Raw genomic sequence first — 20,600 nt, forward strand, 5'->3', positions numbered from 1 at the left:
ACCCGAGGGTGGCTTTTTTGATTTTACAGTACTGACTAATTAAGCGCAGCTAGCTCAATACGTGCTGAAGCACCGTATAAATGCTTTGCATCACCTTCCACATTACCTTTCGGATCAACTGTTGGCCACAAGCTTCTCAGTTCCATCAACCAGTTCTTGGTCGACTCAATATCAGAAGCAGCCTGCATTTTCTGTTCATCACTTAATTGTTCAAGCCGCTGTATTGCAATTTCAGTGAATCCGTAGGCATCCTGATACTCATGAACATTCACTACTTCTCCTGACTTTACGCCAATAGCATACTCGTCAGCCGCAGTGCGAATCATTTGACTGATACTCAGCAGAGCCTCTTTCGCTGTACGATCTTCCATCTGTTCACTTTTTGATATTGCCGCTACTAAGTGTCGATAGGCAGACTCGACAGCCTTATCACCTTCCTCATTATTTACAGCATCGGCTAATACGCTTAGCTCATCAGCAAAACCTTCGACACCGCGAGCTTTAAATACCGGTGCCAGACCTGCATATAACTCATCCTCTGGATGTTTCATATGAGTTTTTGCCATGGCCAGATGACCTTCTCGATATAATTTCATTCCGACCCATAGATGACCACGAATTAGTCCTAAACGAGCCAGATAGGCAGAGTTATCGGTACGTAAATCAACCTTAGCGCTACCTTCACCCTCACCTTCACCACCTTCTCCTTCGCCCATCGAAGAAAAGCTTACAACAGTCGAAGTGACCGGGGTTACTGTCAAATTATCGCTGGGCTGCGCTGCGACACTCGTAGCGATTAAGGCAGAGCCTACACCTGCCCAAACTTTACGTTTCTCAAACATCAAATTACCTTATTTCAATAAAGTTGCTATACTGGCTATGATTTCACAAATGCGAATAATTCTCAATAATAAAATCGGTAAGGACTGACTAAAACTCATGATTTTACATATCGAGCACGCTATCGAAGGTGGCACACTGGAGGCCATCGTCGAGACCATCAAAAAGTATGACTTTTTAGATGGTTTAGAAACCGCCGGACGAGCCGCTAAGGAAGTTAAACGAAACCAGCAACTTCGACTAGAAGGAGAGCAACCAGCTGCGCTCCGACTGTTGCTCAACCATCTCCAACAAAATAACCTGGTACAATCTGCAGCTCTACCGCGGTCATATACCAATATTATGGTTAATCGTTATCAGTCCGGGATGGAGTATGGCTTGCACGTCGACGACGCCCTAATGGGACATACCCGCACAGACATTTCTTTTACCCTTGGACTGACACCTTCTGATAACTTCGAAGGAGGCGAGCTTGTTCTGGAGGATACGACGGGAGAGCGTAGTTGGAAACTCGGACAAGGCGAGCTTTTACTCTACCCCAGCCATTACCTCCACCGGGTAAACCCTGTGAAAACTGGAGAACGTCTCGCTATGGTTGGCTGGATCCAGAGTCATATACGCGACAGTCAGCAACGGGAGATGTTGTTCGATTTGAAGTGCTCCATGTCCGAAGAGTTTGAGCAACGTGGCAAAACTACCCAATACGATAGGCTGAGCAAAACTTATAATAACCTTCTTCGGCATTGGGCTGAATAAACTCAAGCCAGCCAGCATAAAAAACCGCCCGAAGGCGGTTTTTTTAAAGTGTTTCCAGAATCGCTGCTTATAGGATATAAACAAAGATAAATAGGAATACCCAAACCACGTCGACAAAGTGCCAGTACCAGGCACCTGCTTCATAAGCGAAGTGATCTTTTGGCGTGAAGTGGCCTTTGGCACAACGTAGCGTCATCACAATCAAGAAGATTGTACCGACCGTCACGTGCATACCGTGGAAGCCTGTCAACATAAAGAATGTTGAACCATAGAAACCACTGCCTAGCGTTAAGCCCATTTCCTGATAGGCGTGCATATACTCCCAAACCTGCAGGCCTAAGAAGATACAACCTAGCGCAGCTGTGATAGCAGTAAAAAGGATCAACGTAGGACGATTTTTTTCGAGTAATGCGTGGTGAGCAATGGTCAATGTGAAAGACGAGAATAACAGGATTGCCGTATTAATCGCAGGCAAGCCCCAAGCTCCCATAGCTTCCCATGTTGTAGGATAACCGTTGTCCAACTCACCTGGGTTAGAGGTGAATGGCCAGCCCGGGATCCACTCTGGGTATAGATACTCATGGGTCGCAGCATTGTTACCCGCACCGCCTAACCACTCCATAACCAATACACGGCCATAGAATAATGCGCCGAAGAAGGCAGCGAAGAACATCACTTCTGATGTAATGAACCAGATCATACCTTGACGGAATGAACGGCTCATTTGTGCGCTATATAAACCATCATGCGATTCACGGATAGTCGCCGACCACCACGTGTATAGCATCCCGGTCAAAACAATCAATCCCAAGTATAGGATATAACCTTCAGGGTAATTGCCTTGAACCATATGACCAGCACCGAATGCTGTTAATAACAGACCAATTGAGCCGATAAACGGCAGCTTGCTCTGCTCTGGTACATAATACTTTTCGTATTCTGTATTTTGTTGTTCACTCATATTAATGTCTCCGTTAAAGACGTCGCCAGCTACTCAGCGGCTGCTAATGATTCATCATCTGGGGTCACGTTATGCAAAGTATAGGCTAACGTGATGGTATCGTAACGCGCCGGAATATCTTTATCGATAAAGAAACGCATCGGCATTTCTTCGCTTTGCCCAGCGGCCAGCGTCTGCTGATTAAAGCAGAAGCACTCAGTTTTATTAAAGTACTGAGCCGTTAAATTTGGAGAGAAGCTAGGGATAGCCTGCCCCACCATTTTATTACCCGTATGATTTTTTACTTCAAAATAGACTTCATACTCTTTGCCGGGGTGAACTCTAACCTCAGTTTTCACTGGACGGAAATCCCACGGCATATCCGTTTTATTAATGGTCATGAACTGAACAGTAATTTCGCGACTCATGTCCGCTTCCTGCTCTTCATAGACCGCCAGACCATTGGACTTACCGTTAAGCCCAGTAATCTGACAAAAAACGTCGTACAAAGGAACCATAGCAAAGCCAAAAGCAACCATGATAACGACCACTACGACTAATTTCTTAGTCATAATTTTGTTTTCATTTTTTACTTGCTCTTGGCTCATCGCTTTTAACCTCTGTTACGTCTTAGCAACTTTTCTTAAAAACTTGCTGTTCAAGTTCCAATTAGTCGATCTTAGGCGGCGTATCGAACGAGTGATACGGCGCTGGTGAAGGCATGTGAGTAAACTCAAGACCTTCAGCACCTTCCCATACTTGGTCAGTCGCCTTCTCACCTTTCTTAAGGATACATGCCTTAATCAGGATCCAAGCAAATAGAAGCTGCATTAAACCAAGACCGAATGCACCGATACTCGACCACATGTTGAAGTCTGAGTACATGATCGCATAGTCAGGAACTCGACGCTGCATGCCCGCAAGACCAGAGAAGTGCATTGGGAAGAACGTCAAGTTAACAAATACGATTGATAACCAGAAGTGTACTTTCGCCAGCTTCTCGTCATACATACGTCCAGTCCACTTAGGTAACCAGTAGTAAACCGCAGCCATCGTACCGAAAATTGCACCCGGGAATAATACATAGTGGAAGTGTGCCACAACGAAATACGTATCGTGGTACTGCCAGTCAACCGGAGTCATCGCCAACATTACGCCAGAGAAACCACCGATAGTGAACAGAATCACGAATGCCAGAGCATAAAGCATTGGTGTTTCATATGTGATCGAACCCTGCCACATGGTCGCAACCCAGTTGAATACTTTCACACCGGTTGGAACTGCAATCAGCATGGTTGCAATCATAAAGAACAATTCACCCTGTACCGGCATACCCACTGTAAACATGTGGTGAGCCCATACGATGAACGATAGGAATGCAATTGACGCCGTCGCGTAAACCATTGAAGAATAACCAAACAGTTTCTTACGAGCGAAAGTCGGGATAATCGCCGAAGCAATACCGAACGCTGGTAAGATCATGATGTAAACTTCTGGGTGACCGAAGAACCAGAATACGTGCTGGAATAATACTGGATCACCACCACCTGCCGCGTCGAAGAACGACGTGCCGAAGTGACGGTCAGTCAACATCATTGTAACCGCGCCCGCAAGTACCGGCATAACCATGACAAGCAAGAATGCAGTAATCAACCAGGTCCATACGAAAAGAGGCATCTTCATCAACGTCATGCCCGGTGCGCGCATGTTGAACACCGTTACGATTACGTTAATAGCACCCATGATGGATGAGATACCCATCAAGTGAACACCAAAGATAAAGAAGTCAGTCGATGGAGGACCATAGGTCGTAGAAAGAGGCGCATAGAACGTCCAACCGAAGTTAGGAGCACCACCTTCCATGAATAATGATGAAAGCAACAAGCCAAAGGCTGCTGGAAGGATCCAGAAGCTCCAGTTGTTCATACGTGGTAGAGCCATATCAGGCGCACCAATCATCATAGGAATCAACCAGTTAGCCAAACCAACAGTTGCAGGCATCACGGCACCAAATACCATGATTAAACCATGCAATGTAGTCATCTGGTTAAAGAAGTTTGGTTCAACAAACTGCAAGCCTGGTTGGAAAAGCTCGGCACGGATAACCATAGCCATGCCACCACCAATCAAGAACATGATGAACGAGAACACCAGGTACATAGTACCGATGTCCTTGTGGTTGGTCGTAAACAACCAGCGAGAAATACCTTTTGGTTTATGGTCAGCCATGATTACTCCCCTCCACCATTTTTAATGTCGTGAATTTCCTGAGGCTGAACTTTCTCACCAGTGTCATTACCCCAAGCGTTACGCTCATAAGTAATAATCGCTGCGATTTCAGCTTCAGTTAGCTGGTTACCAAACGCCTGCATTGCTGTACCAGAAACACCGTTTATTACGATATCAATGTGCTTAGCCATGCTGCCTTCGCCAGTAACGACTTCAGTACCAACCAGCGATGGGAATGGACCATTACCCTCACCGTTAGGCATGTGACAAGACGCACAGTACTTGTTGTATGCGGCTTCACCCTCTGCCATTAATTGACTCATAGTACGCTCATTCAGATCAGGACCAGCTTCTGCTTCAGCCACTTTCTCTGCGTACCAAGCGTCATATTCTGCTTGAGGAAGTACTTTTACGACGATAGGCATGAAGCCGTGGTCTTTACCACAAAGCTCAGCACACACACCGCGGTAAGTACCCGGCTCGTCAACTTTTGTCCATACTTCATTAATGAAGCCTGGAACTGCATCTTTTTTAACTGAGAAATCTGGTACCCAGAACGAGTGGATAACGTCATCAGCAGTAACTAAGAAACGTACCTTTGTATCAACTGGAATAACTAGCGGGTTATCCACTTCCAACAGGTAGTTTTCATCAGTAATTTCTGTACCAGAGAAGCCAGAACCAGAGTTCACGGATAAATCACGTGATTTTTGGTCCAGGTTCGAGAAGAAACTAACGTCATTTCCTAGGTTGTCATCACCATCGATGTACTTGTATTCCCATTTCCACTGATAACCTTTAACCATCACAGTCAGCTCAGAGTTACTGGCATCTTCCATTTTGATTAACAGGCCTACAGCCGGAACGGCAAGCGCAATAAGGATGATAAAAGGAATCACAGTCCAGATAATTTCCACAGTTGTACTGTGCGAAAATTTAGCTGGGTTTGGATTCTTACTTTTACGATGCGCGAACATCGAATAGAACATTGCGCCGAAAGTGATAATACCGATAACTACACAGACCCAAATTACAATCATGTGCAGGTCGTAGACTTCTCTACTAATCTCGGTCACACCTTCACGCATGTTGTACTTTAAATCGCCACCACAGCCACTCAACAATAATGCTGAGAACGAGGCAACAATCAAAGCCAATTTGCGGAACAATGACATGCTCTTCTCTCCACTTAATATTTACCCGCCTAGGCGGAACTTATTATTAAACAAAACATCCCAGACATTAAAAGGCCCGTTTCACCAACGAAACAGCCTTGCAATGACCTGGGTCAAATTTTTAGGGTCGCCATTTTACTTGAGTAAACTCAGAAAAACTAGGTGATCTGCAATAAATCCTGACACTAAAAGCCAGATTTTCAGTGTTTAGAGTGCTTCAAGACGATCCTTCAAGGACTTATCAACGTCATAGTCCGGATAGTATTGTTTAAAATCCGACCATTTAGCCCTGGCAGCTTCCAAATCCTCTGCCTCTAGTGCCAGCCTGATCTCTTCAAGCCACTCTTCAGCGCTTAGAACGGGAGCTGGGGCGGAAATCTGGTTACCAGTCCCACTGCCTTCCTTTAAGGTACCTAAATGATTAGCATCATCTTTTGCTTCGGTTTCAAGCTCAGTTCGTTTAATTCGAGAGCCTGTGACCACAATGGTCTCCACCTCAGATGTCTCCTGTGCAAAATCAGCCAAAGCCGAATCTTCTGCCTTAGATTGAATCGCACTTGGTTCCGATTCCACCGGCTTTTGTTCGATTGATTTCTTTTGCACCATTTGCATTTCAGCTTCAGCCTCATGCCTTTCCTGCTCTTGACGCTGGCTCATAATGCGTTTTTCTTCAACGGCAATACGTGCAGCACTAACCTGAGCTGCATCCGCGCTTTCTTTTGCTTTTGCCGCTAGTTCAGCGTGTTTAGACGGTGTAGGAGCATCAGGTTTCATCGGCGCATGCTCAGCACTAACCTCCTCCGCATATGCCATCACCTCCACCTGGTTTTCACTACTGGCAATCGAGTCAGGGCTGTAATACCCCAGCTCAACCATAAAACGAGCAATACCAACCGTTACTAGCAGAGAGGCAGCAATTGACACAGGCATCCGCAGTCGTTGCCACCAACTTTTGTCGCCAGCATCCTGCACCTCTACCTCTTCCTGAGCCATGGCCATAATCGAATCATCCAGCTCTGACGTTGTCGTTTCATTGCTGGCATTCTTATAAGCTCGGCCTATGTTTTTGTCTCGGTCTTGCTCGTTCATCTTATTACTCATGACGCCCCCTCAACCACTGACGGGTTAAGCTCGCGTAAATAGTGTTTCAATTTATCCAGTCCATAGCGTAATCGACTTTTGACTGCTTCTGGCTTTTCCTGTACCACCTCAGCTATATCATTAACTGTCATGCCTGTTTCCAATTTCATGATAACGACTTCACGCTGAAGCGCTGGCAATTGTTCCAAAGCATGTAAAAACTGGTGCTTATGCTCTTCCTGTTGTACTAAATGCTCTGGTTCGATCGGTATCTGACTACTGTTATCGTCCTCCCACCCATCAAAGTCCTGAGTGAACTCCTGCTGTCTGCCTAACGCTCGATAATGGTCGATAAGACGATTTCGGGCAATATGATACAAATAGGTTGTGAATTTGGCGCTGCTCTTATAAGCCTTGCTATGCTTGATTAAGCGCTGCCAGGTATCCTGAAACAGTTCTTCGGCTTCATCACGGCGACTGACCTGACGTAAAAAAAATCTTAATAATGGATCTTTATGCCGCAAATACAGTTTTTCGAAAGCTTTGATATTTCCTGATGCATAGCCTGCCATCAGCGCCTCATCACTGATGGCAGTATCCTTCATGTTTCCACTGTCGCCTGCACTGTCTCTCACTGGGGTTGCCTTCACATATAAACTGTCATTAACGGTTTTATACTGACCTCTCCCATTCGTTTGTGCAAGCGTCTTCAACAAAATGGCCTCCGCTTACTGACTGCCACCGGCCGCTGGACGGTCGTCCAATAGCTGCGCAAGCCCTATTAGCTGAAGCATTTCACCCCGATACCCGTTTTCGTCCATGCCCTTGGCATCCTGAGCCAGTGCTTTTGCATCTTCCCAGCCCCAGTCCTGTAAAAACTGACCGCCACGCAGTAGCTGTGCAAATCCTGCAACACTGGCGGCAAAGCGTATATTGTCGCCACCATCTGCTGCTTTTAACTGGCTGGAAGTAAGATAGTTTCGGTATAGAGTACTGGTGTCCGACTCTGGCAGTTTATAGCGCAAACTAATCATTGCAGCTTCATCTAATTTGCTTTCTTTACTGGAAGTTTCCTTAGAGCCATAACGTAGCGGCTCCAGTCGCTTACCGTCCGAGTCTTGCAGTACCACCTCATATAAAGCAGTTACGGTATGACCTGCACCAATTTCCCCAGCATCCACCTTATCGTTATTAAAATCTTCCCGTTCTAACATGCGGTTCTGATAACCCAGCAAGCGGTATTCAGCAATCACTGCAGGATTAAACTCCACCTGTATTTTTACGTCTTTGGCGATGGTCATTAATGTACCTGCGCGCTGATCGACTAATAGTTTTTTTGCTTCCTGCAGATTATCAATATAGCCATAATTACCATTTCCTTTATCGGCCAACTGTTCCATCAGGTGCTCATTGTAGTTCCCCCTGCCAAACCCGAGGGCACTGAAGCTCACTCCTGTCTTCCTTTTACGCTCAACTATATCAATCAGCTGCTCGCGGTTGACTGTGCCCACATTAAAGTCACCATCGGTTGCCAAAATTACGCGGTTAATGCCATCTTTAATAAATGCCCGCTCCGCCATTTTGTAAGCCAGCTCAATTCCTGCACCGCCATTGGTCGAGCCACCAGCAGTCAGGCTATCCAGAGCCTGCTCTATTTTCACTCTGTCGTTTGCCGCTGTCGGTTCAAGTACCACACCCGATGCACCGGCATAAACGACCAGAGAAATGCTATCCTGCTCTCGGCTGCCCTTTGCCAGAAGCTTTAATGCCTTCTTTACCAGCCCTAATTTGTCCGGACTTTGCATTGAGCCCGACACATCGACCAGAAACACCAGGTTGGAAGGTGGTAGCTCTTGACTCATTTCTTCGTATCCCTTGATTCCTATCTGCATCAACTTTGCGTTTTTATTCCAGGGCGCATTCATGACTTCTGTCGACACCGAAAACGGCATATCTTTTCTCTCAGGGGTTGGGTAGTCATAGTTAAAGTAGTTCACAAACTCTTCTAAACGTACCGCATCCTCTGGTGGTAAATAACCGTCGTTCAGCATTCGCCTTACATTCGAGTAAGAGCCGGTATCTACATCAATACTGAAGGTGGATACTGGCTGCTCCATTGTCGAATGAATATCCGATGGCTCAATTTTCTGATACTGCTCACGATTAACCGGAGGTTCATAAGCTGGCGCGGGACTGCTGATCATTGCTTGTGGTGCAAAATCAGCAGAGCTACGTTTCACTCTGGCACCAGTAACTTGAATCATTTCAGCTTCTTCAGCCATCCTGACTTTTTTTTTGGCAAGCTGCTGCTCTTTACGTTGCTTTTCAGCCTTCTGCTTATCGTATTCATTCTGAGAGCCCGAGTTCTGGCAGGCCGTTAAGCTTGTAGCAACCATAGTTGCCAATAGTGCGTATTTAAAAGAACTCTTTTTTTCTTGTTTCATGGTCCACTCCGCTTTAATGATGAAATCTCTACCAACATGGTTTCTGACTCTATAAACGTGGTCATACCTAAAAAGGGTTAACTTTTTTTTAAAAATTGATAGAGTGGCAATAATTAACGAAGGCAGCCGTTTACAACTATGAACCCGCAACAGCTTGAAGCCTTGGTGCATCGAGAAATTCCGATCACCAAAGCACTTGAAATACATATCGCCAATTTAACAGCGCAATCGATTCAGGTTACTGCGCCTTTTGAAACCAATAAGAACATACATAATACTGCCTTCGCTGGCAGCATCTACACTGTTGCCACTATTGCAGGCTGGTCGCTGGTTAATAGTATCGCTGCCAATAATCAGCTGAGTGGCTCAGTAGTTCTGGCTAAGGCAGACATTCAATATAAGAAACCGATCAATGGTAAAATTGTCGCTGAGTGCTCTATAGATGATGAGCAATTGATTGAACAATTCATCCGTTCATTTCAGAGAAAAAATCGGGCACGCATAAACCTTGCCATTCATCTCAATGAAGACAGTGAAACAAAAGCCATTTTGAATGCAAACTTTGCTCTGGTCGGTCATTAATTTCTGACTAGATATGCTGGGCTTAACAGTTGGAAGCCTCTATCTATAAAGCATGGATAGCTGTCATAAAAATGTCACACTTGGTTCCTAAGCACTCCTTATAATTGGCGCCTAATCCTGATAAAAATAAATTGCCCTATAGAGGTCATCCTTATGACTCCCAGCACCACTAGTCGTTTATTCACGGCCATTTTTTTATGGCTTCTAACAACCTCTTCACTTGCAGAAAATGTTCAGTTGAGCCAAGAAGATTCCCGGGTTTTATCATCAGCCGATGTCCTTTTTACCATGAAAGGATCGAATACAATCGGCGAGAAACTGGCTCCCGCATTAGCCGCGCAATTCCTCACTGAACAGGGTGCTACACAAACACTCATTATAGAAACGCATACCGTGGAAAAAATGGTCGTGGGTTTTATGGCCAATGGAAAAATACAGGCAATTGATATCAAGGCTCACGGCTCCTCAACAGGCTTTAACGCTTTAGCTGAGAAAGACACTGACATTGCCATGGCCTCACGTCGAGTTAAAGAAAAAGAGCGTCAAAACCTCAAGAAGTTATATGGTGACTTACGCTCAATGGAGAATGAATACACGATTGCAGTCGATGGACTTGCCGTCATCATCCATCCCGAACTCAATATTAAGCAGCTTACGACCAAAGAACTAGCCATGATCTTTTCTGGAGAAGTCACAAACTGGCAACAACTTGGCGGAAGCAACCAGCCCATCTCTGTTTTTGCCCGTGATGATAAATCAGGCACCTACGACACCTTTAAATCACTTGTCTTAAAACGACATAAAGTTAAGCTGTCTCAGTTTGCCAAACGATATGAATCCTCCGGTGAGCTATCGGAACAGGTGAGCTCTACTTTTGGTGCTATAGGATTCGTTGCACTACCTTATGTAAATGATGCCAAAACTGTTGCGGTATCAGAACCCGGGGTCGCACTCTCGTTTAAGCCCAACCGCTTTACGGTAAGCACAGAAGACTATGTACTGAGCCGTCGTCTTTATCTCTATCACCCGAGCAATAACACCAACCCTCATGCCAAAGCATTCATGGACTTCGTTCTGAATAACAAGGCTCAAACCACGGTTGAAGATAATAACCTTATTTCTCTCAAAGTGAATGATGCTACGGTCAGGTTTAATCGAAATTACCCACCGCGATACCTCAATATGATCAGGGGCCTGAAACGATTGTCCATTACATTTCATTTTGATCAGAATCTGGAGTTAGACAATAAAGCTAAACGTGATATTCAACGCCTGACCGCATACGTAAAGAACAGGCGACTGAAAAATTTATTTGTCTTTGGGTTCAGTGCAGACAGCGGCAATAAATCGAAAGATAAAGAACAATCGGAACAGCTAGCAGATCACATTACTGACTTACTTAAGCAGCGGGGGGTTAATCCATTTTATACTCAAGGCTATGGTAGCCGAGGTGCCATTGCATCGAATAGCACGAGCAACGGTAAAGCAAAAAATCAACGCGTTGAAATTTGGATTACAAGATAAGTAATACCTTATTGGTCCAATAAATACTTTCTGAACTGGGTACAGGTTTGTACAAATAACCGGTGATAGTCTATTGGACCAACCTTTTGTGCCATTTGTTGGCGGGAAATCAAATAATCATCAGCGCTATCCCCTAACTGTGACAGGATAGTTTTGATTTGAGCTCTATCTAAATGTAACCCCTCTACTTCCTGCGCTAGTCTTAGCGCGTCTAATAACAAGCCTACGGCTTGCTGGTGAAACTGAAAATGACAGCTCATTTGATTAGAACCGACCAACGCCGTTAAGGCCGCTCTTAATCTTGAGCATCGCTGCTGCTTTAACCGATTATAGAGGTTCCTGATAATGCTCTCATCAATATCAGTTTGCAGCCAATGATAAGGTGCTCCACCCAATATCGGAGGCAGTGATGCTCCCTTTGCGTTTTCATACCAGTCAAACTCAGGAACCGTGCCACCTTTACTGCGGAAGTGCTGCTTTCTTTTCATCTGGATATCAGACTTTATCGTCACCATATCAACTGAAGACTTTATTTCTGAGTCCAGCTGATGGAGATAAGGGAATGCATAAAAACGTAGATTGTCGCTTAATTGTTGATTGGAGATTAGTATTGAGGCTTTGACGTAAATTTCCACACCGTCCAGGTCATCGGTCGAGGACAGCACAACCAGATCATCATCCACAAACAGTGTGGCTTCATCTACTGAAATCGTAGACTTCGGATAAACGCCCATAGGTGACATTAAGCGATACTGATATTGTATCTGTCGCTGGCTATAAGAACTCGCCATCATTCCCTCCTTTATGAGCTGACGACCCCTTATTGTCAGCTATATTCCGTTGTTTTATTAATCAACGTTATTGTTACACCTAATATACACACTTTTGGTACAAGAATGCCAGCTGTCTCTAAAACCTTATCACCGCTCTTCATGCATAACTCAACGAATAAAATTGATAGAAAAATTATGCAGTGGACACAAAAAAGCCCCGCTATCGCGAGGCTCTTTATAATTATTTAACGCAGTTAATTTGCCTCGATCTGAAGCAAAGTAACAAGTTAAATTACATCATACCTGGCATGCCACCCATACCACCCATACCGCCCATATCTGGAGCAGCAGGCTCGTCTTTCTTAGGTAGATCAGATACCATCGCTTCCGTAGTGATCATTAGTGCTGCGATAGAAGCTGCGTTCTGTAACGCGCTACGCGTTACTTTCGCTGGGTCAAGAATACCCATTTCCATCACGTCACCAAACTCACCGGTTGCTGCGTTATAGCCGAAGTTACCTTCGCCTTCTTTAACTTTAGCAACAATAACTGCAGGCTCAGCACCAGCGTTAGCAACGATTTGACGTAGTGGAGATTCCATTGCACGTAGAGCAATTTTAATACCAACGTTTTGCTCTTCGTTATCGCCACGTAAGTCTTCCAGTTTAGAAAGAACACGTACCAAGGCAGTACCACCGCCAGCAACAACACCTTCTTCAACTGCTGCGCGAGTCGCGTGCAGTGCATCGTCAACACGGTCTTTCTTCTCTTTCATCTCAACTTCTGTTGCTGCGCCTACTTTGATTACGGCAACACCACCAGCTAGTTTTGCTACACGCTCTTGAAGTTTTTCTTTGTCATAGTCAGAAGAGGTTTCTTCCATCTGCGCACGAATCTGCTTCACGCGAGCGTCGATCTGAGCTTTGTCGCCAGCACCGTCAATCACTGTTGTGTTGTCTTTGCTGATTTGAACACGCTTCGCTTCACCCAACTGAGCTAGCTCTGTGTTCTCAAGGCTCATGCCAAGGTCTTCAGAGATAACAGTAGCGCCAGTCAGGATAGCAATATCTTCTAACATTGCTTTACGACGGTCACCGAAACCAGGAGCCTTAACTGCTGCTACTTTAACAATGCCGCGCATGTTGTTTACTACTAACGTTGCCAATGCTTCGCCTTCAACGTCTTCAGCAACAATCAATAGAGGACGGCTTGATTTAGCAACCGCTTCTAATGTTGGAAGCAACTCGCGGATATTCGAGATCTTCTTGTCAACCAATAGCAAGTATGGGTTTTCAAGATCAGCCGTCATACTTTCTGTATCTGTTACGAAGTATGGAGAAAGGTAACCGCGGTCAAACTGCATACCTTCTACAACGTCTAGTTCGTTGTGTAGACCAGAACCTTCTTCAACTGTGATAACGCCTTCTTTGCCAACTTTTTCCATTGCTTCAGCAATGATTTTACCGACGTTCTCGTCAGAGTTAGCAGAGATTGTACCAACCTGTGAAATCGCTTTTTGATCTTCACATGGAACTGATACATTTTTCAGCTCTTCAACTGCCGCGATAACAGCTTTGTCGATACCACGCTTAAGATCCATTGGGTTCATACCAGCCGCAACTGATTTCAAACCTTCGTTAACGATAGATTGGGCAAGTACTGTAGCAGTAGTTGTACCGTCACCAGCGATATCGTTTGTCTGCGACGCCACTTCTTTAACCATCTGTGCGCCCATGTTCTCAAACTTATCTTCAAGTTCGATTTCTTTCGCGACGGAAACACCATCTTTTGTGATAGTTGGAGCGCCAAATGACTTGTCCAGAACCACGTTACGACCTTTAGGACCTAATGTAACGCGTACTGCATTTGCCAGCGTATTTACGCCTTTCAGCATACCTTTTCGGGCTTCATCACCAAAACGTACGTCTTTTGCCATGATTAAATTCCTCTAAATTCGTTGAATGTGTTCTTATTAGCCTTCAATAACAGCCATAATGTCGTCTTCGCGTAATACTAGAAGCTCTTCGCCATCAGCTTTAACTTCTGTACCAGCGAATTTGCCGAACAATACTTTATCGCCAACTTTTACATCCAGGGCACGAACATCGCCAGAATCCAACGGCTTACCGTTGCCAACAGCGATGATTTCGCCACGACTTGGTTTTTCTTTAGCGTTGTCTGGGATGACGATACCGCCAGCAGTTGTAGTTTCTTCTTCTAAACGACGCACAATGACGCGGTCATGTAATGGACGTAAGCTCATGTTTTTTCTCCTAATAGAAAGTTTTTTACTTACTACGAAAAATGTTTGGGGAAGATATGGGGTCATTTTTTTAGCACTCAAGGGGGGAAAGTGCTAATTTTTTAACTTTTTTGACTTTAATGACTTATTTCTCTAGCCGATCATGATTCTTTTCATCAGTTCGCTCGTACTCACCATCAATGGTATTGTCGTCCTCGGGCTGCTTAGGATAACCATAAGGTCCTCTATCACTTTGATGAAAAGTACTGGAGCTCACTCCCTGGACTTTAAACGTCCCTTTTTTAATCAGCAATCTGGCGAAGTAGACCCTGGTCTGAGGGATTAACCATAAAAAACCGATGATATCTGTTATGAAGCCAGGAGTTATCAAGAAAGCGCCGGCAATAATCAATAATACGCCTTCGACCATCTCCTGTGCCGGTGGCTGGCCCTGCTGCATCTTCTCCTGTAACCGTGCGAATACACTGAACCCCTGCTGTCTTAGCATTGAAATACCGATAACCCCTGTCAGAAGGACAAGGAAAACGGTTGGTGCTGTACCGATCACACCTCCAACGCCAATAAGGACATAAATTTCTGCAATTGCAATTAACAGCAGAACAATCAGAAAATTTCTAAACCACATAAATGTGCCATTTGTTGATTGAAGACAACCTGAAACGATTACAGGCTGAACTCTGTCAATGATACCTCTATAATGGGGACAATGATGTTAAACACAAGTTCATACTGAGGATAATTGGATGGCCTTTAATAAATCCCAGGAGCGTGAGTTCCAGATAGCGCTTTGCACAGTACCCGATCAAGCGACGGGAGAAATGCTGGCAGAGAAAATGGTAGAACGCTCTCTTGCTGCCTGTGTCAATATCATTCCAACCATCACCAGCGTTTACCAGTGGCAGGATAAAATAGAAAAAGATCCAGAGTCTCTTTTAGTCATTAAAACTGAAGCCGACCTCATGGCCAGTCTAGGCGAGCTCCTGGATGAAGAGCATCCTTATGAAGTTTACGAATTGATTAGTTGTGGTATTGATCAGGCCTCTTCCGCCTATCTTGACTGGTTAAAAAGTACTTTATAAGGCATTCGCAGCTTCCAAAGACCATGAGTCCAGCTAAGCTTAATACTTTATAGTAAGAACTGTCTTATACTGCTGTGTGTTATTCTGAAGCTGCTGTAACAGTAAGCAACAGCCTTCCCGTATAAGCAGCCACATCCTTGATCCTCAGTAATGGCTGAAAATTGTACCCAAGCTGGTATGATGGCGACTCTAGTAATGCTCCAGGGGCCTGATGCCATAGTATTTCTAGAAGAGCAGGGGTAATTTTTTTGGATTCAGAGAAGAGACTGTAACAATCACTCGTTTAAACTGTCTTAAGTAGACAATACAAGGCTGAATTACGTAATGAAAAAGATATTAATGACAACGTTGTTGTTTTTGTTTAGCTCCACCTTGCTACAGGCAACGCAAAAACCTATCGATCTGAGCAGTATCCTTAACGATCAGGAAGAATTGCTTACAGTAGAAGAAGCATTCCAGCTCAGCGTAGATATTGTCGATGATAAAGCACTGATTAAGTTTGACATTGCAGATGGCTACTACATGTACTCCGAGCGTCTTAATGTCTCCAGCCCCGATGCCCAGCTTGGACAGTTCTACGTTCCAGAAGGCAAAGAAAAAGATGACCCATACCTTGGTCTGACTCAGGTCCATTATCAGTTTTTAGAGGCTTCCGTTGATATTATTCAGGCTGACGGTGATTTTACGTTAGTCGTTGGCTATCAGGGGTGTGCCGAAGACAGATTGTGCTACCCTCCAACTACGACTGATGTAGCCCTTAATCATACGGTTAATATTGCATCAAATGATCCGGCACAAGAATCTTCAGATAAAGCGCAGGCAGTCCAACCAACTGAAAACAAAGAACTGTTTGTCAGTGAACAACAAAAGCACACAGAGTACCTAACTACCGAAAGCCTGTTATCGAATTTCTCATACTTCCTGCTATTAGGTCTGGCACTGACTTTTACCCCCTGCGTGTTCCCTATGATTCCTATTATCTCGGGCATCATTGCAGGTCAGGGGAAAAATATCACCACCCGCAAGGCCTTCTTCTTATCGCTGACCTATACTCAGGCCATGGCCATTGTATATACCATTCTAGGTATAGTCGTAGCTCTGGCAGGTCAATCTATCTCAGGCTACTTCCAGAGTCCCGGGGTCGTTATCACGGCCGCGGTAATATTCGTTTTACTGTCACTGTCGATGTTCGGTTTTTATGAATTGCAGCTTCCGTCAAGTTTACAGGCAAAACTTTCGGAAAAAAGTAATCAGCAGAAAAAAGGATCTTATGTCGGCACAGCTATCATGGGGGGTATCTCAGCACTTATCGTCTCGCCCTGCGTCACGGTGCCACTAATTGCTATTCTGCTAGTCATTGCCCAGTCGGGTGACGTAGTTCTTGGTGCAGTTTCATTGTACGGTCTGGGTGTTGGCATGGGAATTCCGCTGATTATCATCGGTGTTACCGAAGGTAAATTTTTACCTAAGGCTGGTCCTTGGATGACTGGTATTAAGGCTGCCTTTGGTGTTGCCATGCTGGGTGTCGCCCTATACCTTGTAAAACACTTGCTACCAAGTTCTATTTACATGTATGGCTGGGGACTACTGGCCATTATTCCGGGCTTTTTTCTGTTCAACAATCAGCTCAAGGACAATGGTTGGAAGACCTTCATAAAAGGACTTGGACTGGTTGCTATGCTTTATGGAGCCCTGCTCATCATCGGTGGCTCTCAGGGCCAGCGAAACCTGCTACAGCCTTTACAGAAGCTGGGGCAGACCACTCAGGTCAAAACTACCGCAAGTGCAGTTCAAGCAGGTCACCTGGAATTTAAACGCATCAAAAGTCTTAGTGATCTGAATCAGGAAGTTGAAGCGGCTAATGCACAGGGTAAAACGGTTATGCTTGATTTGTTCGCAGAGTGGTGTGCTTCCTGTTACGAGTTTGAGGAGAAGGTTTTTACCGATCCAGGTGTTATTGAAGCTCTTAACAATACCGTATTGTTACAAGCTGACGTGACTGACAATGACGCGATAGATATTGAGCTGATGCAGGCTTACGATGTCCTCGGATTGCCCAGCATTATGTTCTTTGACAAAAACGGCACTGAGCTCAGCTCACTAAGAGCAAACGGCTTCGAGGAAGCTGATGCCTTTAGACAGCGAATCAATGCCGCCTTCGGACAATAAACCATAAAAAGCCCTGATGATCAGGGCTTTTTATTAATAATGTTATTAGCTTGAAACTTTAGCTTTCGACCTGGAGAGTCTGAACCCCCGTTTCAATCTTTGTCTGGCTCTTTCGCGCATTGATTTACGCACCACATAGTGCTCAATAAAGACCGTACTTCGAGGCTTCGTCTGTGACCAGATAACCCCTAATAACACCAGCCCTGCAGCCATATACTGAACACCGCTCAGTTTTTCATCCAGTACCAGCCAACCAAAGAATAAGGTCCCTATTGGCAACAGGTTCATTAAACTCCCAACCTGACTCGCCGGCATGGTTTTAAAGGCAAAGTTATAGCACGTAAAGGCAAAAATATTGACGCCGAAAGCTAGAAACAAAATCGCCATTACAGCCTCAGCAGACACATCGGTAGGAATTGGAGCTTCTTGAACCAATAAGAATGGCAGGAAAAATATCGTACCCATAATCATCTGTAATAACGTCAAAAATACTGGCGAATAACGCTGCGATAATTTACGAGCTAGCAGGCAGTATGCCGCAGCCGCACTGATCGCACCAAACTCGAGGGCATTACCTAACATAGGATTCGAAGCATGCTCCGAGCTTTCACCACTTAAGGTTAACCATATAACGCCTGCCATAGCCATCAAACAACCGACGATCAGACGACTGTTGAGCTTTTCTTTTAGGAAATAAAAAGCCGCTACAGCAACGATGATTGGTTGTAGCGATGTCACCATGCCAGCTTCCGAAGCAGTGGTGTAGGTCAATGCATAGCTTTCAAAAATGAAGTAAAGGCATGGTTCGCATAACGCCAGTAATAGCAGCAACCACCAGTCACCTTTTTGGTACTGCTGTTTTTTTGCCATAGGAGGCAAGAAGAAAATTAACACCGCAGCCGCTAAAATCATTCGTAGAAATACTGTCAGAATAGGGCCAAACTCAGCAATGGCATACTTCATGGCAACAAATGAAGCTGCCCACAGGACGATGGCACAGATTAAACCGATCATCGCGAAATGCTTCTGGATATTTTTGTACATGCCCTGCCTCCAAGGTTAAATTGATTAAAGAATGGCCATTGTAGGAGGCTATTTGAGATTAGAAAAACGATCTTTTTTCATTGTTATGATTACTTTTAGTAATCCTCAAAACACATAGGGATTCATTTAGGATTACAAAAGAGCCAATGCATCAATATTTCAAGCTTATTGGCGTTATCGTATGAATAACCATGTAATTACACTAGAGTGCCGGCTTCAGTTTCCCGCTCTAATCGGTATCCGTGCTGATAAACAGTTTTAATCCTATAGCCATTATCTGCCCTGATTTTAAGCTTTTTTCGTAACGAGCTGACGTGGGCGTCAACTGTCCGTGTGCTTATGTCAGACTCAATACCCCAGATATGCTTTAGCAAATACTTGCGTGAAAACAGGCGACCAACATTTTTGAAAAGAATTACCGCTAACTCGTACTCTTTAGTAGTCAGCATTACGGGCTCACCATTAACCAGGACTCTTCGATTTGACTGATCAACCGTGAAGGATCCAACCTCAATTTTACCCCGGTCATCCAGCAGGCCTGCCTTGCGAATTAAAGCACTCAAGCGAGCCAGCAACTCCGAGCGCTTGAACGGTTTGACCATGTAGTCATCAGCTCCCTTTTCTAAAGCATCTACAATGTCCTGCTCTGAGTCACGATTCGTAACAAACAAAATAGGCCCTTTCCAGTTCATAAAGGAGCGAACTTGCTCTAAAGCCTTAATGCCAGACATGTCCGGCAGCTCCCAATCCATGATGAGCAGATCGAAGTCATCAGTTTTTAAGGCTTCCAAAAATGTTCCAGCATTTCTACAGTGAGTGCAGCCATAACCTGAGTCCTTCAGTATGGCGAGTAAATCATCAGCCTGATTCTGATCATCTTCGAGGTAGAGCAGCTTCAAATCATCTGACATGGTGTCTCCTTTCTATCTTTCTTCTGGTTATTATTGTTTGCTCTATTAGTTTTTTTTCGTTCAGCTTAAGCTGATATCCCCCGCGTCTTATCTTGTTTAAAACTATCAGATTTTAAACAATTATAAAATGAGTACGATCACCTAGTTTTGAGTATTGTGAAAAAAAACCACTATCAAGTCCGACCAGGCTTGCAAAAAGTAGTTATTTGTTGGTAATTTACTGTAAAATGCGCGAACGTTTAAAGCAGAGCCAAGAAATGCTCATTTAAACCTTCAGAGAACAGTTTTGGGGAATAGCCCGGAGTTACGTTCTTTTAAATACACATTACTGACTTTTAGTGACTTTATGTCTAAAATTCTATTGCTGCACGGCCCAAATTTGAACCTTTTGGGACAGCGAGAAACCGACATTTATGGCGATCTCAGCTTAAATGACATCAATTCTTCTGCAAAAAAGCAGGTAGAAAAGGATGGTATCGATCTTGAAACAGAACAAAGTAACTCAGAAAGTGAACTAATTAACATTATTCATCAGGCAAAATCGAATAATGTGTCACTAATTGTTATTAATCCAGCGGCTTACACTCATACCAGCGTCGCCATACGCGATGCCCTGTTAGCCGTGGAGATTCCCTTTATCGAGGTGCATCTTTCTAACCCTCATCGGCGCGAACCCTTTCGCCATCACTCTTATTTCAGTGATGTTGCTGAAGCCGTCGTTGCAGGATTCGGAGCTGACAGTTACCGCTATGCACTCGATGCAGCCATTAATATCATCAAAAAAAATTAAC

Annotated in this window: 20 protein-coding genes; 6 read left to right on the forward strand and 14 right to left on the reverse strand. The window is 44.6% G+C overall.

Features of this window, described 5'->3' with window-relative positions; genetic code table 11:
* Window positions 1-35: 35 nt before the first annotated feature.
* Entirely contained in the window at window positions 36-842 is an 807-nt protein-coding gene (locus KS2013_RS10715; protein ID WP_068993660.1) for a hypothetical protein, read from the reverse strand.
* 97 nt (window positions 843-939) lie between these two features.
* Here KS2013_RS10715 and KS2013_RS10720 point away from each other — a divergent pair, with 97 nt between their 5' ends.
* Window positions 940-1,596 carry a Fe2+-dependent dioxygenase gene (locus KS2013_RS10720; RefSeq protein ID WP_068993663.1) on the forward strand — a complete coding sequence of 219 codons (657 nt, stop codon included), beginning with the start codon at window positions 940-942 and terminating at the stop codon, window positions 1,594-1,596.
* 67 nt (window positions 1,597-1,663) lie between these two features.
* Here KS2013_RS10720 and KS2013_RS10725 read toward each other — a convergent pair whose 3' ends face one another.
* The 7 genes from KS2013_RS10725 to KS2013_RS10755 all read right to left on the reverse strand — a co-directional run bounded on the left by KS2013_RS10725 (window position 1,664) and on the right by KS2013_RS10755 (window position 9,464).
* Window positions 1,664-2,557 (reverse strand): cytochrome c oxidase subunit 3, encoded by an 894-nt coding sequence (locus KS2013_RS10725; RefSeq protein WP_068993665.1) that lies wholly within the window; start codon window positions 2,555-2,557, stop codon window positions 1,664-1,666.
* A gap of 29 nt (window positions 2,558-2,586) precedes the next feature.
* Window positions 2,587-3,144, reverse strand: coding sequence for a cytochrome c oxidase assembly protein (locus KS2013_RS10730; RefSeq protein WP_068993667.1), 558 nt, complete (start codon window positions 3,142-3,144; stop codon window positions 2,587-2,589).
* A 61-nt stretch (window positions 3,145-3,205) separates the two neighbouring features.
* Window positions 3,206-4,765: a cytochrome c oxidase subunit I gene (gene ctaD / locus KS2013_RS10735; RefSeq protein WP_068993670.1), complete on the reverse strand. Its 1,560-nt coding sequence runs from the start codon at window positions 4,763-4,765 to the stop codon at window positions 3,206-3,208.
* 2 nt (window positions 4,766-4,767) lie between these two features.
* Window positions 4,768-5,940, reverse strand: coding sequence for a cytochrome c oxidase subunit II (coxB, locus tag KS2013_RS10740; protein ID WP_068993674.1), 1,173 nt, complete (start codon window positions 5,938-5,940; stop codon window positions 4,768-4,770).
* 207 nt (window positions 5,941-6,147) lie between these two features.
* Entirely contained in the window at window positions 6,148-7,041 is an 894-nt protein-coding gene (locus tag KS2013_RS10745; protein ID WP_068993677.1) for a hypothetical protein, read from the reverse strand.
* Window positions 7,038-7,736 carry a sigma-70 family RNA polymerase sigma factor gene (locus KS2013_RS10750; protein WP_228703674.1) on the reverse strand — a complete coding sequence of 233 codons (699 nt, stop codon included), beginning with the start codon at window positions 7,734-7,736 and terminating at the stop codon, window positions 7,038-7,040. Before KS2013_RS10750 ends, KS2013_RS10745 begins: the two co-directional genes overlap by 4 nt.
* A gap of 12 nt (window positions 7,737-7,748) precedes the next feature.
* The gene (locus KS2013_RS10755; RefSeq protein ID WP_068993680.1) at window positions 7,749-9,464 is read right to left on the reverse strand and encodes a vWA domain-containing protein; all 1,716 of its coding nucleotides are present in this window, start codon (window positions 9,462-9,464) and stop codon (window positions 7,749-7,751) included.
* A gap of 138 nt (window positions 9,465-9,602) precedes the next feature.
* Here KS2013_RS10755 and KS2013_RS10760 point away from each other — a divergent pair, with 138 nt between their 5' ends.
* Window positions 9,603-10,046: a YiiD C-terminal domain-containing protein gene (locus KS2013_RS10760; RefSeq protein WP_068993683.1), complete on the forward strand. Its 444-nt coding sequence runs from the start codon at window positions 9,603-9,605 to the stop codon at window positions 10,044-10,046.
* 153 nt (window positions 10,047-10,199) lie between these two features.
* Window positions 10,200-11,570: a substrate-binding domain-containing protein gene (locus KS2013_RS10765; protein ID WP_068993685.1), complete on the forward strand. Its 1,371-nt coding sequence runs from the start codon at window positions 10,200-10,202 to the stop codon at window positions 11,568-11,570.
* An 8-nt stretch (window positions 11,571-11,578) separates the two neighbouring features.
* Here KS2013_RS10765 and KS2013_RS10770 read toward each other — a convergent pair whose 3' ends face one another.
* The 4 genes from KS2013_RS10770 to KS2013_RS10785 all read right to left on the reverse strand — a co-directional run bounded on the left by KS2013_RS10770 (window position 11,579) and on the right by KS2013_RS10785 (window position 15,231).
* Window positions 11,579-12,361 (reverse strand): hypothetical protein, encoded by a 783-nt coding sequence (locus KS2013_RS10770; RefSeq protein ID WP_068993688.1) that lies wholly within the window; start codon window positions 12,359-12,361, stop codon window positions 11,579-11,581.
* A 274-nt stretch (window positions 12,362-12,635) separates the two neighbouring features.
* Window positions 12,636-14,282: a chaperonin GroEL gene (gene groL / locus KS2013_RS10775; protein WP_068993691.1), complete on the reverse strand. Its 1,647-nt coding sequence runs from the start codon at window positions 14,280-14,282 to the stop codon at window positions 12,636-12,638.
* Between the two features lie 33 nt (window positions 14,283-14,315).
* Window positions 14,316-14,606 carry a co-chaperone GroES gene (gene groES, locus KS2013_RS10780; RefSeq protein WP_068993694.1) on the reverse strand — a complete coding sequence of 97 codons (291 nt, stop codon included), beginning with the start codon at window positions 14,604-14,606 and terminating at the stop codon, window positions 14,316-14,318.
* Window positions 14,607-14,730: 124 nt separating this feature from the next.
* Entirely contained in the window at window positions 14,731-15,231 is a 501-nt protein-coding gene (locus KS2013_RS10785) for an FxsA family protein (protein ID WP_068993697.1), read from the reverse strand.
* A gap of 118 nt (window positions 15,232-15,349) precedes the next feature.
* Here KS2013_RS10785 and cutA point away from each other — a divergent pair, with 118 nt between their 5' ends.
* Window positions 15,350-15,685 carry a divalent-cation tolerance protein CutA gene (cutA, locus tag KS2013_RS10790; RefSeq protein WP_068993700.1) on the forward strand — a complete coding sequence of 112 codons (336 nt, stop codon included), beginning with the start codon at window positions 15,350-15,352 and terminating at the stop codon, window positions 15,683-15,685.
* Between the two features lie 324 nt (window positions 15,686-16,009).
* Window positions 16,010-17,854 carry a protein-disulfide reductase DsbD gene (gene dsbD, locus KS2013_RS10795; protein WP_068993704.1) on the forward strand — a complete coding sequence of 615 codons (1,845 nt, stop codon included), beginning with the start codon at window positions 16,010-16,012 and terminating at the stop codon, window positions 17,852-17,854.
* Between the two features lie 45 nt (window positions 17,855-17,899).
* Here dsbD and KS2013_RS10800 read toward each other — a convergent pair whose 3' ends face one another.
* Window positions 17,900-18,898, reverse strand: a complete 999-nt coding sequence (locus tag KS2013_RS10800; RefSeq protein WP_068993707.1) for a DMT family transporter — start codon at window positions 18,896-18,898, stop codon at window positions 17,900-17,902.
* 197 nt (window positions 18,899-19,095) lie between these two features.
* On the reverse strand, window positions 19,096-19,809 hold the full coding sequence (locus KS2013_RS10805; protein ID WP_228703675.1) for a response regulator transcription factor: 714 nt from the start codon (window positions 19,807-19,809) through the stop codon (window positions 19,096-19,098).
* Between the two features lie 346 nt (window positions 19,810-20,155).
* Here KS2013_RS10805 and aroQ point away from each other — a divergent pair, with 346 nt between their 5' ends.
* Window positions 20,156-20,599, forward strand: coding sequence for a type II 3-dehydroquinate dehydratase (aroQ, locus tag KS2013_RS10810; RefSeq protein ID WP_068993711.1), 444 nt, complete (start codon window positions 20,156-20,158; stop codon window positions 20,597-20,599).
* Window position 20,600 lies beyond the last annotated feature (1 nt).

Source organism: Kangiella sediminilitoris (genome assembly GCF_001708405.1).
GTDB lineage: Bacteria > Pseudomonadota > Gammaproteobacteria > Enterobacterales > Kangiellaceae > Kangiella > Kangiella sediminilitoris.

Excerpts from the sequence above, each read along its gene's own strand:
- dsbD (WP_068993704.1), top strand. The coding sequence starts at position 16,010 with ATGAAAAAGATATTAATGACAACGTTGTTGTTTTTGTTTAGCTCCACC.
- KS2013_RS10765 (WP_068993685.1), top strand. The coding sequence starts at position 10,200 with ATGACTCCCAGCACCACTAGTCGTTTATTCACGGCCATTTTTTTATGG.
- coxB (WP_068993674.1), bottom strand. The coding sequence starts at position 5,940 with ATGTCATTGTTCCGCAAATTGGCTTTGATTGTTGCCTCGTTCTCAGCA.
- KS2013_RS10805 (WP_228703675.1), bottom strand. The coding sequence starts at position 19,809 with ATGTCAGATGATTTGAAGCTGCTCTACCTCGAAGATGATCAGAATCAG.
- KS2013_RS10800 (WP_068993707.1), bottom strand. The coding sequence starts at position 18,898 with ATGTACAAAAATATCCAGAAGCATTTCGCGATGATCGGTTTAATCTGT.
- aroQ (WP_068993711.1), top strand. The coding sequence starts at position 20,156 with ATGTCTAAAATTCTATTGCTGCACGGCCCAAATTTGAACCTTTTGGGA.
- ctaD (WP_068993670.1), bottom strand. The coding sequence starts at position 4,765 with ATGGCTGACCATAAACCAAAAGGTATTTCTCGCTGGTTGTTTACGACC.
- groES (WP_068993694.1), bottom strand. The coding sequence starts at position 14,606 with ATGAGCTTACGTCCATTACATGACCGCGTCATTGTGCGTCGTTTAGAA.
- KS2013_RS10725 (WP_068993665.1), bottom strand. The coding sequence starts at position 2,557 with ATGAGTGAACAACAAAATACAGAATACGAAAAGTATTATGTACCAGAG.
- KS2013_RS10760 (WP_068993683.1), top strand. The coding sequence starts at position 9,603 with ATGAACCCGCAACAGCTTGAAGCCTTGGTGCATCGAGAAATTCCGATC.
- cutA (WP_068993700.1), top strand. The coding sequence starts at position 15,350 with ATGGCCTTTAATAAATCCCAGGAGCGTGAGTTCCAGATAGCGCTTTGC.
- KS2013_RS10785 (WP_068993697.1), bottom strand. The coding sequence starts at position 15,231 with ATGTGGTTTAGAAATTTTCTGATTGTTCTGCTGTTAATTGCAATTGCA.
- KS2013_RS10715 (WP_068993660.1), bottom strand. The coding sequence starts at position 842 with ATGTTTGAGAAACGTAAAGTTTGGGCAGGTGTAGGCTCTGCCTTAATC.
- KS2013_RS10720 (WP_068993663.1), top strand. The coding sequence starts at position 940 with ATGATTTTACATATCGAGCACGCTATCGAAGGTGGCACACTGGAGGCC.
- KS2013_RS10755 (WP_068993680.1), bottom strand. The coding sequence starts at position 9,464 with ATGAAACAAGAAAAAAAGAGTTCTTTTAAATACGCACTATTGGCAACT.
- KS2013_RS10770 (WP_068993688.1), bottom strand. The coding sequence starts at position 12,361 with ATGGCGAGTTCTTATAGCCAGCGACAGATACAATATCAGTATCGCTTA.
- KS2013_RS10730 (WP_068993667.1), bottom strand. The coding sequence starts at position 3,144 with ATGAGCCAAGAGCAAGTAAAAAATGAAAACAAAATTATGACTAAGAAA.
- KS2013_RS10745 (WP_068993677.1), bottom strand. The coding sequence starts at position 7,041 with ATGAGTAATAAGATGAACGAGCAAGACCGAGACAAAAACATAGGCCGA.